A 12651-nucleotide genomic window follows, 5' to 3' on the forward strand; every position below is an offset into this window, starting at 1 on the left:
AGCTCTGCCTATCGGCATGCTATCTGGGGGGAAGCAGCATGAAGTCCTTCGTTTTCGCCGTCGTTTTCGCCGTTGCAGCCGCCTATGCGGCCAGCCTCGTGCTCGCCAATTTCCAGCGCCCTGTCGAGGTCGCCTTCGCGACCAGCGGCGTCAGGCTCTGAGACTACCGGCGCTCTCGAGCAGCGCCTTCAGCCCCGCGAGGTCATGCGCGACCCAGGCCGCGTCGCGCTCATACTCTGCCTCCGTCACGCCGCCACGGCGATAGAGCGTGAACACCAGCTCGCAGCCCTCGCCATTGGCGAGGAGCCGCATCGGGTTGTGCATCGGCGCGCCACCATCGGGGATGACGCTGTGATCGAGCACGCCATGCGCGTTGCGGGGGCTGAAGCGAAGCGTCATTGGGCCCATCGGCGTCTGCGCCCGCCAGTCGAGCCCGCCGGCGGGCTCGAAGGAATGGCCGAGGCCTGACGCCCATTTCGGAAAATTCTCCGGCTCCGCCAGGAATTCGTAGGTCTCCGCGAAAGGGCATTCGATGCCGATGCCGATATGGCGCGCCGGCTGGACGGTCATGGCTGCTTTCCTTGTTGCTCGGAACATAAAGTGAACATTAGCGGGTTTGACCTTCCGTTACCAGAGGCGTGCCGTCGGGAACTTGCATGCCGCGCGAGGGCATGGTCGGGTTCGCTCCGTCGGATTCGCCGCAGGCTCTGCTTGCGCAATGCGCATGGCCGTGGCCGCAAGCGGTGACAGGGAGAGCCAAGGCTGGGCCGATGAGCGAGACTGCCGACGCCCCCAGGAAGATCGTCCGGATCGCCGGCTATGGCGCGGCGCTGGCCGCCGGAGTGATGCTCGTGGCGGCGCTGACGCTGTGGCTGCTGGACCTGTTCTTCCCGGTGCCGGTGCCTCACCCGGTTCCGCCGCCTGCCGCGCTCCTGCACCCGGCCGAAGCGCCGGCGCTTGCCTCTCAATCTGCCCCTGTGCGTTCGCTCGCACCCGCCTCTGCGCCGAGGCCGGACCAGCTGCCGCGGATCCGGGCCGGGCTCGCTGCCGAGATCGCCAGCGGAATGGTCACCGTCGACCGGTTCGGAGGCTGGATCGCGATCCGCATCGCCAATGCCGGCAGCTTCGAGCCCGGCCGGGCCGAATTGCTGCCGGGCTTCATCGCGTCGGGGCGCCGTATCGCCGCGCTTGTCGAGCAGCAGCCGGGCGCGGTGCGGGTCGTCGGCCATACCGACGACCGGGCGCCGGCAAGGGGCGCAGCATACAAGGACAATCAGGCGCTCTCGGCCGCCCAGGCCGCCGCGGTCGCCGAACTGCTGCGGGCCGGCCTGAGCGACAAGACCCGCCTCGGCGCCGAAGGCCATGGAGGCAGCGAGCCGATCGCCGCCAATGCCACCGCCGATGGCCGCGCCCGCAACCAGCGCGTCGAAGTGCTGGTGCCGCGTGCGCCCTGAGGCAGGGCAGGCGTCAAGAAAGCGCCGGCTTTGTCGGCTCCCTCGTCAGCGCGACAGGATGAAGGGGATTCGCGATGGAGCAGGATGTCAGCCTCGGCTTGGCGATCTTCGTCGAGCACGGCCGGGAGCGGGAAGCGGCCGACTTCTACGGCAGCGCCTTTGGCGCGAGGCAGGTTCAAGCCCACCATATCGACGGGGCGCTGGCGGGCGTGGAAATGCGCCTTGGTGCGACCGTGATCGCCGTAGCCGGCGCCAATCCGCGGCGCGAGGCCGAGCCTTCCCGTGGCGGCCCCTTCTTTCCGAAGGTGGCAGGGGGCGTCAGCACGATCATCCAGCTGACCGTCCCGGACATTGAGGGCTGTTTCGCGCAGGCGATCGCGGCCGGGGCGACGCTGCGCGACGAGGTCCAGACCGATGTCGCGGGGCGGCGGGTCGCTTCGCTGTTCGACCCTTTCGGCCATATCTGGGTACTGATCGAGCGGGACGCGTCGGCCGGTCGCCGCGCGGCGTGACGACCCCGTCTATTCGATGACGATGCGCGGCGCCGCGCGCACCGGGCCGCTCAGCCCGTCCCGGACCTGTCGCGCGATTGCGAGATAGGCCTTGGCGTGGGCGCTGTCCGGGTCGCTCGCGACGATCGGGCGGCCGCCATCGGAGGTTTCGCGGATCGGCATGGCCAGCGGGATCTCGCCTAGGAAGGGCACGCCCTGGCGCTCAGCCTCGTGCCGCGCACCGCCATGGGCGAAGATGTCCGAGCGGTGGCCGCATTCCGGGCAGACGAAATAGCTCATGTTCTCGACGATGCCGAGGATCGGCACCTCGACCTTCCTGAACATGGCGACACCGCGGCGGGCATCGAGCAGAGCGAGGTCCTGCGGCGTCGAGACGATGACGGCGCCGGCGAGCGGGGTCTGCTGCGCCATGGTCAGCTGGGCGTCGCCGGTGCCCGGCGGCATGTCGACGACCAGCACGTCGAGCTCGCCCCAGGCGACCTCGCGCAGCATCTGGGTGATCGCCGAGATCACCATCGGCCCGCGCCAGATCATCGGGGTTTCCTCGTCGATCAGGAAGCCGATCGACATGATCTTCAGCCCATAGGCCTCCATAGGCGCGAGCGTCCGGCCCGAGACCAGCCGTGGCTTGCCGGAGATGCCGAAGATCTTCGGCACCGAGGGGCCGTAGATGTCGGCGTCGAGCACGCCGACCTTGAGGCCGAGCGTCGCCAGCGCCACCGCGAGATTGGCTGTGGTCGTCGACTTGCCGACGCCGCCCTTGCCGCTGGCGACGGCGATGATCTGCTTGACCCCGGGCACGCCGGCGGCCTTCGGCACGGCGCCGCCCGGCCCCGCCTGCGCCTGGCGGCGGGCCTGGGTCGCGGCCGATGCTCCGGCCGAGGGCGCCTTGTCGGCGGTCAGCCCGACCAGCACCTGCCGCACACCCGGCAAGCCGCTCACCGCGCTCTCGGCGGCCTTGCGCACCGGCTCCATGGCCGCCGCCTCGGTCGCGTCGATGCCGATGGCGAAGATTACCTTGCCGTCGTCGATCAGCACGTCGCCGATCCGGCCGGATGCGGCGAGCGATTGCCCGCTCGCCGGCAGCTTCACCAGTTCGAGCGCGCGCAGAATGTCGTTTCGGGAGAGGGCCACGGTTGCGGGCTCCGGTTGGTGCAGGCTGGCGGCGTCAGGCCGCGGCCTTGCGGATATGGAAGACGAGCAGGCCGTCCTCGGCGCTGCTTTGCTCGATGGTGTCGCCGGTCTCGCGCATCAGGTTCGGGATGTCGATCGCCGCCATCGGATCGGTGCATTCGACCAGGAAGAGCGCGCCGGGCTCGGCCCCTTTCAGCGCCTTGCGCACGCGCAAGGCGGGGAGGGGGCATTTGAGGCCCCGCAGGTTGAGCGGGATCGAGGTCATCGGCGCAGCCTGTCGAAAACGATGCATTTCATATGACGGCTTTTTGCGCGGGGGCAACTGCGGCGGTTTATCTCTGCGCTGTGGCTGCGTGCGAGCCATGCCTTGCCAAGGCCGCAAGCTGGGACATGATCGCGGCATGAGAACGCTCTTTGCCGCTCTTCTTGGACTGCTGGCTCTCGTGCCCGCCGGCGCCCCAGCGCAGGAACTGCGCGGCCATGGCGGCCCGGTGCGGGCAGTCGCCGTCTCGCCCGATGGCAGGCAGGCGCTTACCGGCTCATTCGACCAGTCGGCGATTCTCTGGAATCTCGCCAGCGGCAGCGCCGAAAAGGTGCTGCGTTTCCATCAAGGCGCGATCAATGCCGCGGTGGCTATCGCAGGGCTCGGTTTCGCGACCGGCGGCGAGGACGGCAAGGTCGCGCTCTGGCAGGGCGCCGCCGCCGATCCGGCGAAGGTCTTCGACGGACACAAGGGGCCGGTCGCGGCGCTGGCGCTTTCGCCCGACGCAGCACGGCTCGCCTCGGCCTCCTGGGACGAGACAGTGCGGATCACCTCGCTCGCCGACGGCGCTGCGCGGGTGCTCGAAGGCCACAAGGGCCCGGTCAACGGCGTCGCCTTCCTGCCGGGCGGCGGGCTCGTCTCCTCGGGCTATGACGCGACGCTGCGAATTTGGCCGGCCGATGGCGGCGTGCCTGTCGTCGTGACCGTGCCGGCACCGCTCAACGGCGTCGTCGTCGCGCCGGATGGCGAGATCGCCGTCGCAGCCGGCGATGGCCGCCTGCGCCTGTTCGGGGCGGACGGGACTGGGCGGGCCGAGATCGTCATCGGCGAGACGCCGCTGATCGCGCTCGCCATCTCGGCCGATGGCGCGACGATCGCGGTCGGAGGGCTGCGCGGCCAGGTCGCGCTGGTCGAGCGCCGGACGCGGACGATCCGCGCCACGTTGATCGGGCCCGGCCTGCCGGTCTGGTCGCTCGCTTTCCTGCCCGATGGCAGGGAGCTTCTCTCGGGAGGTGCCGACCGGCTGGTCAGGCGCTGGAACGCGGTGACCGGCGAGCATATCGGCACGGTCGTGCCGCGGGCCGGGGAGGACGCGCTCGCGGCCTTCAAGGGCGAGCGCGGAGCCGAGGTCTTCCGCGCCTGCGCCGCCTGCCACACGCTGACGCCTGCGGATGGCAACCGGGCGGGCCCGACCCTGCACGGCATCTTCGGCCGCCGCATCGCCACCGCCCCGGGCTACGCCTTCTCGGCTGCGCTGAAGGACATGGACATCGTCTGGACCAAGGAAACGGTGTCCAGGCTGTTCGAGGTCGGCCCCAATGCCTACACGCCGGGCACCAAGATGCCCGAGCAGACGATCGGCTCGGCCGCCGACCGGCAGGCGCTGGTCGACTGGCTGGAGAAGGTGACGCGCTAGCGCCTCTTCCGGTCGGACTTAGCCGTCATTGCGAGCGGCAGCGAAGCAATCCAGGGGCGGCAGGGTTCTACGCCTCCTGGATTGCTTCGTCGCTCCGCTCCTCGCAATGACGGTCGGGTTTCGATCGGTTCGAAATCCGCACCAAAAGAAAAGGCGGCCCTCAGGCCGCCTTCTTGCCCGCGTCGAACGGGATCTCGATGTCGACGGCGAGGGTCGAGACCTTGGCGCCGCGCTCCATCTTGACGGTGACCTTCTCGTCGTCGATCTGCACGTGCTTGGCGATGACCCGCAGGATCTCTTCGCGCAGCTTGGTGACGAGGTCCGAGCCACCGACCGTGGCGCGTTCATGGGCGAGCAGCACCTGCAGCCGATCGCGCGCGGCAGGGGCCGACTGGGAGCGGGAAAACAGGCGACGGAAGTTCATGCCGCTTTCCTTCCGAAGATCTTGCCGAAGAAGCTGCGCTTTTCGCCGGGGACGGCGATCGGCAGGGTCTCGCCCTTCAGGCGGCGGGCCGCCTCGAAATAGGCGATTGCCGGGGCGCTGCGGTTATCGGCCAGGGTGACGGGCGAGCCGACATTGGAGGCGCGCAGCACGTCCATGCTTTCCGGGATGATGCCGAGCAGCGGGATCGAGAGGATCTCGAGGACGTCGTCGACCTTCAGCATATCGCCGCGCTCGGCGCGGACCGGGTCGTAGCGGGTGAGCAGGAGATGCTTCTCCATGCGCTCGCCATTCTCGGCCTTGAGCGTCTTGGAATCGAGCAGGCCGATGATCCGGTCGGAATCGCGGACGGAGGAGACTTCCGGATTGGTCACGACGATGGCGACGTCGGCATGGCGCATGGCGAGTGTCGCGCCGCGCTCGATGCCGGCCGGGCTGTCGCAGATCACCCAGTCGAAGGCTGATTTCAGCGCGGCGATGACCTTCTCGACGCCTTCCTGCGTGAGATTGTCTTTGTCGCGCGTCTGCGAGGCGGCGAGCAGATAGAGCGTCTCGACCCGCTTGTCGCGGATCAGCGCCTGCGCCAGCTTGGCTTCGCCCTGGATCACGTTGACGAGGTCGTAGACCACCCGCCGCTCGGCACCCATGACGAGGTCGAGATTGCGCAGGCCGACGTCGAAGTCGACGACCACGACCTTGTCGCCGTTTTGCGCGAGGGCGGCGCCGAGTGCGGCCGAGGAGGTCGTCTTCCCGACGCCGCCTTTGCCCGATGTGACTACGATGACCTTGCCCATTGACCTCTCCCGTTGATGTGGACGCGCCGTCATTTCAGGCGAGTGATCCGACCTTGAATGTCTCGCCTTCCAGCCAGAACTGGACGGTCTTGCCATGGAGGTCGGCCTCCAGGTCCTCGGCCGTCTTGTAGTAGCCGTCGATCGCGACGAGTTCCGCCTCGAGCTTGCGGCAGAAGATGCGCGCCGAGGCGTTGCCCATCGTGCCGGCCATCGCCCGTCCGCGGAGCGTGCCGTAGATGTGGATCGAGCCGCCGGCGATGACCTCGGCGCCCGATGCGACCGAACCGACGATGGTCACGTCGCCTTCGGTGAAGATGATCGACTGCCCCGAGCGCACCGGCTGGGTGATGACGATCGAAGGCGTCGCCTTCACGGGCTGCGGCTCGGCGGGAACCGCGACCTCTGCGGGCTCCGCGCTTTCCGCGACCGCGGCTTCCTGGACCGGCTCGGCGGTCGGGGCCTCGAAATCCGAGGCCTCGCGCCCGCCGGACATCGCCGGCGGCAGGTCCGGGCTCAACCAGGACGGCCGCGCACCCTCGATGCCCATGATCCGCACCTTGCGGGTCGAGAGCTGGGCGACCAGATCGCGAAGCTGCTGGCGGTCGATCTCGAGCCCTTCGAGATCGAGAACCACTGGCCGCCGCAGGAAGAAACCGGCGGAGCGGCCGGCGAGATCGTCGAGCCGCGCCAGCCAATCCTCGAAGGGCAGCTCCGGGTTCAGCGTCAGCGCGAGATAGGACCGCCCCTTGAGGCGTATCGGCCGAGATTGGGTTAACACGTTGGTCATCTTGGTTAATTTTGCGTTTCCCGGATGTAGCCAGGGAATGGTTAACAAGCGGTAAAGCTTTTCGGGCTGACCTATCGGGAGGCGCTCGCTAAAGATCTCTTCTCAGAGAAGAAAATTATTTCTTTTCAGAATGATAGAAAGAATTCGCAGTCCTGTTGAAACGCTCCGGGGCGCGTCTCCTGTGGCTTCATTGGGCCGCTGCTCCGTGACCCTGCGATCGTGCCGCGCGGGGCAAGCATTTGCAGCGGCTTGCGCGGGCTTCCGCCGATCTCGGTCGAGCTTGCTCGGTCCGAGTCCGGCGTGAATCGGCGCAGCCAGGGCAGGCTGGAATCAGCAGCAGCCCCCTCGAATCGCCTCGGTCAGCTACGGCATCCGACATCGCCGCTACCGATCCCGACCGGGGGGGCGCCACTTGCCGTCCCCGGCCGCAGGCGGACATTCGCGCGAACAGCGGCTATCACCGGGGCTCGATCGGAGTGAATGATGGTTTCGACTCGCCCCACGCCGTCCGAGGCACTGGCTGTCGCGGAAGCCGTGCTCGCCTCGCGCTATGCCGATGCCGCCTTCGCCTTTGCGGCGGGGTCGATCATGCGTGGCCAGGGAACCTGGCTTTCCGACATCGATCTCGTGGTGGTCTACGACCATCTCGAAACCGCACGGCGCGAATCCTTCATCGCAGGCGGCGTGCCGATCGAGGCGTTCGTGCACGACCCCGAGACGCTTGCCTGGTTCGTCAATGCGGATGTCGCGCGCGGCTGCCCGAGCATTCTCAACATGGTCGCGGAGGGCGTGATCCTGGGGAGAGCGCATGATCGCGCCGCAGCCCTGCAACGGGATGTCGCGAGGCGGCTCGCGGAGGGGCCGCCGCCACTGGCCCAGGCACAGCTGAACGTGCTGCGCTACGAGATCACCGATGCGATCGACGATCTGCGCGGCGAACGCAGTCCCGGCGAGACCATGGCGATCGGCGCTGCGCTGCATCCCCGGCTGGCGGAACTCGCCCTGCGCGGGCGGGGGCGCTGGAACGGCACGGGAAAATGGGTGCCGCGACTGCTTCAGGCGGCCGATGCCGGCCTTGCCGACCGCTTCGAGGCGGCCTTTCGCGCCCTGTTCGCGGCGGGCGCCTCCGACCTCGTCATCGCGCTGGCCGAGCAGGAACTGGCGCCGCATGGCGGCCGGCTCTTCGACGGCGATTGCCGCGCCGCGTCCTCTGCCTGGCGCGCCTAGCGCGTCCCGGGCCGACCGATCCTGTTACTGCAGCGGGTCCTCGCCGCGTTCGGCGCGCTCGCGCAGATAGTCGTCTGTGGTCCGCACCGGCGGGCGCTGCGGCGCCAGATGCGGGTCGAAGCTCTCATTGACCACGACCTCGACCCGGCAATCCTCGCACATGCGCAGGATCGAGGCGCGCTTGGCGCCTTCGCCGGCGAACATCCAGTGCCGGTTTTCCAGCTTGGCGGCGATTTTCTCGATCGTGCTCTTGACGCCGAACGCCTTGCCGCAGGCGATGCAGTGGAACGGCTCTTCCTGCTTGAGCACCCGCCGGCCGGATTTCCAGGCATCGAAATCGATGCGCGGCTCGAGGGTGATCACCTTTTCCGGGCAGGTCGCGGCGCAGAGCCCGCATTGCACGCAGAGGTCCTCCTGGAAGCTCAGCGTCGGCCGCTCGGGATCGTCGCCGAGCGCGCCGACCGGGCAGGCGGAGACGCAGGCGAGACAGAGCGTGCAGCCATCGGCGTCGAGATTGACGGTGCCGAAGGGCGCGCGGGCCGGCATCGCCACGCTGCCGACCTGTTCCGGCGCTGCCGCATGAAGTTCGCCGACGACCTGGCGCAGCAGAGGGCGCCCGTCGCCCATCGGCCGGAACCGCCCCGGGGTCGGCGCAGTCCGGCCCGGCGCGACCCGCGCCAGCGCCGCGGCGAGCGCCTCGGGATCGTCCGTCTCGATCAGCGCCGCGCGCGCCTCGCCGAAACCGAGTGCGCCGGCGAGTGCGTTGGCATAGTCGAGATTGCGCGTGAGGCCGGAGAGGTCGTGCTTCGGCTTTGCCCGCCCGAGCACGCGAACCGCCGCGGCGCCGAAGGCGAGCGCGGCCGCGAACGTCTCCATGCCGAGCTGGGTGATCTCGTTGACGCGCAGCGGCAGGACGCGCGCCGGCAGGCCGTCGCCATGGCGGGCGAGGGCGTCGATCAGCGGCTCGCCGTGATCGGCGTCATGCAGCAGCACGACGGGCTCGTGCCCGCCCGCCTCGGCATAGGTGACGAGCAAAGTGCGCAGCTTGCGCAACAGCGCATCGGTCGGCGGCAAGGCGTAGGTCACCGCGCCCGTTGGGCAGACCGCGGCGCAGGCGCCGCAGCCGGCGCAGATCTCGGCGGAAATCGCGACATGGTCGCCGGCCGGAGTGATCGCGCCGGTCGGGCAGAGCTCGAGGCAGCGTGTGCAGCCCGTCCGGCTGGCGCGCGAATGGGCGCAGAGCCCCTCGTTCAGCGCGACATAGCGCGGCTTGTCGAATTCGCCGACGAGCTGGGTTGCCGCGAAGGCGAGGCGCTCGACCGCGGCGGGATCGCGCGGATCGGCGCGCAGATAGCCGGCGCGCAGGTCTCCGGCGGGGAAGAGCGGGGTGCCGCCGCTGATGTCGATGACGACGTCGCAATGCGAGACCGCGCCGTTGCGCGGGGCTTCGAAGACCAGCTTCGCCCGCGAGGAGGGGGAGGGCGCGGCATAGTCGTCGACGCTGAGCTCGAAGGCGCCGAGCCAGCCGGTCGCGCGTCCGATCGTGCCCTTGAGCACCGGGAAATTGTCGAGCCGCGGCGGTGCGATCTCGCCCGGCCGCGTCAGCAGCACGGTGACGTCGAGATGCTCGGCGAGGCGCTGCGCCAGCGCGATCGCGCCGTCGTCGCGGCCATAGACCAGCGCCACGCCCTTGCTAGCGAGGGTGGTGAACGTGGCAGGCAGCAGCGGCTCGCTCGCGGCGGCGAGCAGCGCCGCCATTTTCGGGCCGGCGGCTTTCGCCTCCCGCGACCAGCCCGCGGCCTCCCGGATATTGGCGAAGACGAGGTCGCCGGCGTAGTCGAGATCGGCCGCCACTTCCTCGAACAACGGCGCTTCCTGGGTACAGGCGACGGTGATCGCCTCGCTATTGGCGAGCATCTCCTGGAAGCGTTCGATCTGGCTGCGGCAAAGATGGCGGTGCTGGCTGATGCCGGCGCCCTTGCAGCCGCGCTGCAGGGCGGCACCGTCGAGCGGCATCGTGTCCTCGCACGAGCAGACCATCAGCGTGCGTGCGACTTCGGTCATCGGGGCCGTATTCCTCGAAAGCTGGCGAGCGCGTCTTTCGTCGCCCTTGCGATAATCCATGCTTATATGGAATTGGAACGACTCCAAAGAAGCAAGTCCGCTTCGCACGGGTCGCAGGGATGCGGGAGAGATGGCGGCAGGGGTGGCTAGGTCGGACGATCTCAGGCGCGAACCGGTGCTGCCGCCGGGGTTTTCGCTGGTAACCCTGCGCGAATCCGGCGACGCCTTCGAGCATGCAAGGACGATTGCCGCCGAGGCCGGCGCTGCGACCTTGGTCTGGGTGCGACGTTTCGACATCGTCGAATTCGCCGTGGTGCTGGAGCCGGACGCGATTCTCGCCGAGGCCCGGCTCGCCCATTATCTCGCGATGAATGCGCTTGCCGACGCGCTCGCGATCCATTCGCCGCCGGAACGCCCGCTGCTGTTCCGCTGGCCCGATGTCCTGACCTATGATCTCGGCCTGATCGGCGGCGGCCGCCTGGCCTGGCCGGCGGATTGCCCCGAGAACCAGGTGCCGGACTGGCTTGTCTTCGGCGCCATGGTCCGCGCCACCACCATGTCGCCCTTCCAGCCCGGCCAGACCGGCGTCGGCATGGCCGAGGAGGGCTTCGAGGAGGTCGATGCGGTCGACCTGATCGAGGCCTTCGCCCGCCATCTCATGCTCGGCGTCAGCCGCTGGCAGGAGGAGGGGGCCAAGCCGGCGGCGAGGCGCTGGCTCGACCGGCTGGAGAAGGTGACGGGCGTCCGCCATGGCATCGAGCCCAATGGCGATCTGGTCGCGACCTCGCAGCACGGCGTCGAGCGGAAGGGCCTCGTCGAGGCTCTGGCCAAGGTCGATTGGCTCGATCGCGAGAGTGGCGGGCCAAAGCTGTGAGCGCGATCGTCATTGCGAGGAGCGAAGCGACGAAGCAATCCAGTGGCCGTCGCGCGTCTCCTTCTGGATTGCTTCGCTTCGCTCGCAACGACGGCCATTGCCGAGGCGTCGCGCCATGACGTCCCTCAAGCTGCCACGCGCCATCCGGCTCGACCCGTCCGACGGCTTCGTCTTCCGCCACGCGGCCGAGCCCGGCGAATGGCTGGTCAGCGGTTCGTTCCTGTTCGATCCGCAGCGCGTCGCGGAGCTCGATGCCAAGGGACGGGCCGCCTTCCGTTCCGGCTTCCTCGGGATCGACAGCTTCGGCTGGAGCACGCTCGCGGTCGTGACGGAAGCGACGGCGGAGGAATATGAGCTGGCCCTGCTGCTGCTCGCCGGGCGCTTCGTCGAGAAGCTCGGCGCTCCCGATCTTCCTACTGCACGGGCTGCGGCCGGCGAGGAACTGGCTTTCGCCGCCTCGCTCTGCGACCATCCCGCCCAGACCCTGCTCGCCTTGCACCGGACCCTGGAGGATGGCGAGATCCGTGAGCGCTTCCGGGTCCTGCTGCCGCGCGACGACCGGCCGAAGGACGCTTTCCGTGCGTTCGAGTTCGTCGAGGTGGAAGGCGAGGACGAGGTCGTCGAGCATGTCGACCTGATGAAACTCGGCAAGGGGAACGCGCCGTGACGCATTTCTGGGCGAGCTCCGGCCATCTGCTGCTCGATCGTGAGCCGGGCGGCGGCCTCGTGGTCACCGATGATTTCCTGAAAGCCTATCTGGCGCGGCCGGAAGTGCTGCCGCCGGAAGAAGCCTGCGACGCCGAGCGGACGCTGCACACGAAATTGATGACTTCGCCACAGGCGGATGTCGGCGAGCGCGAGATTGCGGCGCTCGCCGATGCCGATGCGCGCGAGAACTGGCGCTTCCTGCTCGGCTGGCGCGACCGGCTGCTGGCGGCGCCGACGCTGGAAGCCGCCTATGCCGGCATCATCCGAAAGGGTGTCTCCGGCGTGCCGCCGCTGTTCCTCGACCAGCTCGTGCACGTCATCCTGCGCGCGGCGCTCGACGAAGAGGACGATCCTTTCGTTGTCCGCGCCGCCGAATGCCTGTTCCGGCCGCAGCGCGTCACCTTTCACGAGAACACCATCCTGCTGGCCGATGCCGAGATGATCGAGGGCCATGAGGCGGACCGACACGCTTCGCCGCTGCTGGCCATGCTGGGCGGGCCGGCTGCGACCGCGCTCGATCTCCTCAAGAGCGCCAATTCGGCGCAGTATTGGCAGCGCTCGGACGCCTTCGACATGGTGCTCGATCTCGGCGGCAAGCCTTCGGGACGTGCGGCGCTCGGCCAGGCATTGCGTCACTGGATTCGCCAGATTCACGGCTTCGATGTCGCGATCGAGGCGGTGGAGAGCGTCAAGGATGCCGATTGGCGCTGGTTCGTCGGGCTCGATGCGCAGGCGACCGCCGTCGGCAATGCACTCTGGCGCGGCGAGAGCCTGGAGCCGGAAGCGGCCTCGCGGCTGATCGCGCTCTACCGGCTCGACCTGCCGCCCGAGGTGCCGGTCGTGCCGGCGGCAAAGGGGCGGCCGGTCTATCTGCTGGCGGCGATGGGGCAGGACAAGGTCCTGCGCCTGAAGCCGCAGAACCTCGTCGTCGGCCTGCCCCTGGCCGAGCACGAGATGGCGAACTGAGGAGGCTGCG

The 12651-nt window shown here is 68.9% G+C and carries 15 protein-coding genes; 8 read left to right on the top strand and 7 right to left on the bottom strand.

Annotated features, from left to right (window positions below):
• Window positions 1-38 precede the first annotated feature (38 nt).
• Window positions 39-161, top strand: a complete 123-nt coding sequence (locus AC1REK_RS02075) for a hypothetical protein (RefSeq protein WP_316018238.1) — start codon at window positions 39-41, stop codon at window positions 159-161.
• On the opposite strand, the gene AC1REK_RS02080 is transcribed toward AC1REK_RS02075, so the two are convergent.
• On the bottom strand, window positions 151-570 hold the full coding sequence (locus AC1REK_RS02080) for an SRPBCC family protein (protein WP_327523334.1): 420 nt from the start codon (window positions 568-570) through the stop codon (window positions 151-153). The genes AC1REK_RS02075 and AC1REK_RS02080 overlap by 11 nt on opposite strands.
• Window positions 571-770: 200 nt before the next feature.
• Between AC1REK_RS02080 and AC1REK_RS02085 the strand changes: the two genes are divergently transcribed.
• Window positions 771-1454, top strand: a complete 684-nt coding sequence (locus AC1REK_RS02085) for an OmpA family protein (RefSeq protein ID WP_492267354.1) — start codon at window positions 771-773, stop codon at window positions 1452-1454.
• A 74-nt stretch (window positions 1455-1528) separates the two neighbouring features.
• Window positions 1529-1966 (top strand): VOC family protein, encoded by a 438-nt coding sequence (locus AC1REK_RS02090; protein ID WP_492267353.1) that lies wholly within the window; start codon window positions 1529-1531, stop codon window positions 1964-1966.
• A 9-nt stretch (window positions 1967-1975) separates the two neighbouring features.
• On the opposite strand, the gene AC1REK_RS02095 is transcribed toward AC1REK_RS02090, so the two are convergent.
• Both AC1REK_RS02095 and AC1REK_RS02100 read right to left on the bottom strand, forming a co-directional pair.
• Window positions 1976-3100, bottom strand: coding sequence for an Mrp/NBP35 family ATP-binding protein (locus tag AC1REK_RS02095; RefSeq protein ID WP_492267352.1), 1125 nt, complete (start codon window positions 3098-3100; stop codon window positions 1976-1978).
• A 34-nt stretch (window positions 3101-3134) separates the two neighbouring features.
• Complete coding sequence (locus AC1REK_RS02100) at window positions 3135-3365, bottom strand: sulfurtransferase TusA family protein (RefSeq protein WP_066467968.1); 231 nt, start codon at window positions 3363-3365, stop codon at window positions 3135-3137.
• A 136-nt stretch (window positions 3366-3501) separates the two neighbouring features.
• On the opposite strand from AC1REK_RS02100, the gene AC1REK_RS02105 reads away from it, so the two are divergent.
• The gene (locus tag AC1REK_RS02105; RefSeq protein ID WP_492267351.1) at window positions 3502-4779 is read left to right on the top strand and encodes a c-type cytochrome; all 1278 of its coding nucleotides are present in this window, start codon (window positions 3502-3504) and stop codon (window positions 4777-4779) included.
• A 160-nt stretch (window positions 4780-4939) separates the two neighbouring features.
• Here the strand turns inward: AC1REK_RS02105 and minE are convergent, their stop codons facing one another.
• From minE to minC, 3 genes are read right to left on the bottom strand one after another with little or no spacing between them, the layout of a single operon-like run.
• Window positions 4940-5203, bottom strand: coding sequence for a cell division topological specificity factor MinE (gene minE / locus AC1REK_RS02110; protein WP_066467971.1), 264 nt, complete (start codon window positions 5201-5203; stop codon window positions 4940-4942).
• On the bottom strand, window positions 5200-6015 hold the full coding sequence (gene minD, locus AC1REK_RS02115) for a septum site-determining protein MinD (RefSeq protein WP_066467972.1): 816 nt from the start codon (window positions 6013-6015) through the stop codon (window positions 5200-5202). Before minD ends, minE begins: the two co-directional genes overlap by 4 nt.
• Window positions 6016-6049: 34 nt before the next feature.
• Window positions 6050-6802, bottom strand: a complete 753-nt coding sequence (gene minC, locus AC1REK_RS02120) for a septum site-determining protein MinC (protein ID WP_327523329.1) — start codon at window positions 6800-6802, stop codon at window positions 6050-6052.
• Window positions 6803-7282: 480 nt separating this feature from the next.
• Here minC and AC1REK_RS02125 point away from each other — a divergent pair, with 480 nt between their 5' ends.
• Window positions 7283-8029, top strand: coding sequence for a nucleotidyltransferase domain-containing protein (locus AC1REK_RS02125; RefSeq protein ID WP_492273777.1), 747 nt, complete (start codon window positions 7283-7285; stop codon window positions 8027-8029).
• 24 nt (window positions 8030-8053) lie between these two features.
• On the opposite strand, the gene AC1REK_RS02130 is transcribed toward AC1REK_RS02125, so the two are convergent.
• Window positions 8054-10093 carry a 4Fe-4S dicluster domain-containing protein gene (locus tag AC1REK_RS02130; protein WP_492267349.1) on the bottom strand — a complete coding sequence of 680 codons (2040 nt, stop codon included), beginning with the start codon at window positions 10091-10093 and terminating at the stop codon, window positions 8054-8056.
• A gap of 130 nt (window positions 10094-10223) precedes the next feature.
• Between AC1REK_RS02130 and AC1REK_RS02135 the strand changes: the two genes are divergently transcribed.
• The 3 genes from AC1REK_RS02135 to AC1REK_RS02145 all read left to right on the top strand — a co-directional run bounded on the left by AC1REK_RS02135 (window position 10224) and on the right by AC1REK_RS02145 (window position 12641).
• Window positions 10224-10967 (top strand): biotin/lipoate--protein ligase family protein, encoded by a 744-nt coding sequence (locus AC1REK_RS02135; protein WP_492267348.1) that lies wholly within the window; start codon window positions 10224-10226, stop codon window positions 10965-10967.
• Window positions 10968-11082: 115 nt separating this feature from the next.
• Window positions 11083-11634 (top strand): DUF6505 family protein, encoded by a 552-nt coding sequence (locus AC1REK_RS02140; RefSeq protein WP_492267347.1) that lies wholly within the window; start codon window positions 11083-11085, stop codon window positions 11632-11634.
• Complete coding sequence (locus AC1REK_RS02145; protein WP_492267346.1) at window positions 11631-12641, top strand: DUF6352 family protein; 1011 nt, start codon at window positions 11631-11633, stop codon at window positions 12639-12641. Before AC1REK_RS02140 ends, AC1REK_RS02145 begins: the two co-directional genes overlap by 4 nt.
• Window positions 12642-12651 lie beyond the last annotated feature (10 nt).

The sequence above is a fragment of the Allobosea sp. GW823-FHT02B03 genome (genome assembly GCF_058797755.1).

Bases quoted from the DNA above. Each gene is read 5' to 3' on its own strand.
- AC1REK_RS02100 (WP_066467968.1), bottom strand. From the start codon at position 3,365: ATGACCTCGATCCCGCTCAACCTGCGGGGCCTCAAATGCCCCCTCCCC.
- AC1REK_RS02075 (WP_316018238.1), top strand. From the start codon at position 39: ATGAAGTCCTTCGTTTTCGCCGTCGTTTTCGCCGTTGCAGCCGCCTAT.
- AC1REK_RS02140 (WP_492267347.1), top strand. From the start codon at position 11,083: ATGACGTCCCTCAAGCTGCCACGCGCCATCCGGCTCGACCCGTCCGAC.
- AC1REK_RS02085 (WP_492267354.1), top strand. From the start codon at position 771: ATGAGCGAGACTGCCGACGCCCCCAGGAAGATCGTCCGGATCGCCGGC.
- AC1REK_RS02105 (WP_492267351.1), top strand. From the start codon at position 3,502: ATGAGAACGCTCTTTGCCGCTCTTCTTGGACTGCTGGCTCTCGTGCCC.
- minE (WP_066467971.1), bottom strand. From the start codon at position 5,203: ATGAACTTCCGTCGCCTGTTTTCCCGCTCCCAGTCGGCCCCTGCCGCG.
- AC1REK_RS02125 (WP_492273777.1), top strand. From the start codon at position 7,283: ATGATGGTTTCGACTCGCCCCACGCCGTCCGAGGCACTGGCTGTCGCG.
- AC1REK_RS02080 (WP_327523334.1), bottom strand. From the start codon at position 570: ATGACCGTCCAGCCGGCGCGCCATATCGGCATCGGCATCGAATGCCCT.
- minC (WP_327523329.1), bottom strand. From the start codon at position 6,802: ATGACCAACGTGTTAACCCAATCTCGGCCGATACGCCTCAAGGGGCGG.
- AC1REK_RS02090 (WP_492267353.1), top strand. From the start codon at position 1,529: ATGGAGCAGGATGTCAGCCTCGGCTTGGCGATCTTCGTCGAGCACGGC.
- AC1REK_RS02130 (WP_492267349.1), bottom strand. From the start codon at position 10,093: ATGACCGAAGTCGCACGCACGCTGATGGTCTGCTCGTGCGAGGACACG.
- AC1REK_RS02135 (WP_492267348.1), top strand. From the start codon at position 10,224: ATGGCGGCAGGGGTGGCTAGGTCGGACGATCTCAGGCGCGAACCGGTG.
- minD (WP_066467972.1), bottom strand. From the start codon at position 6,015: ATGGGCAAGGTCATCGTAGTCACATCGGGCAAAGGCGGCGTCGGGAAG.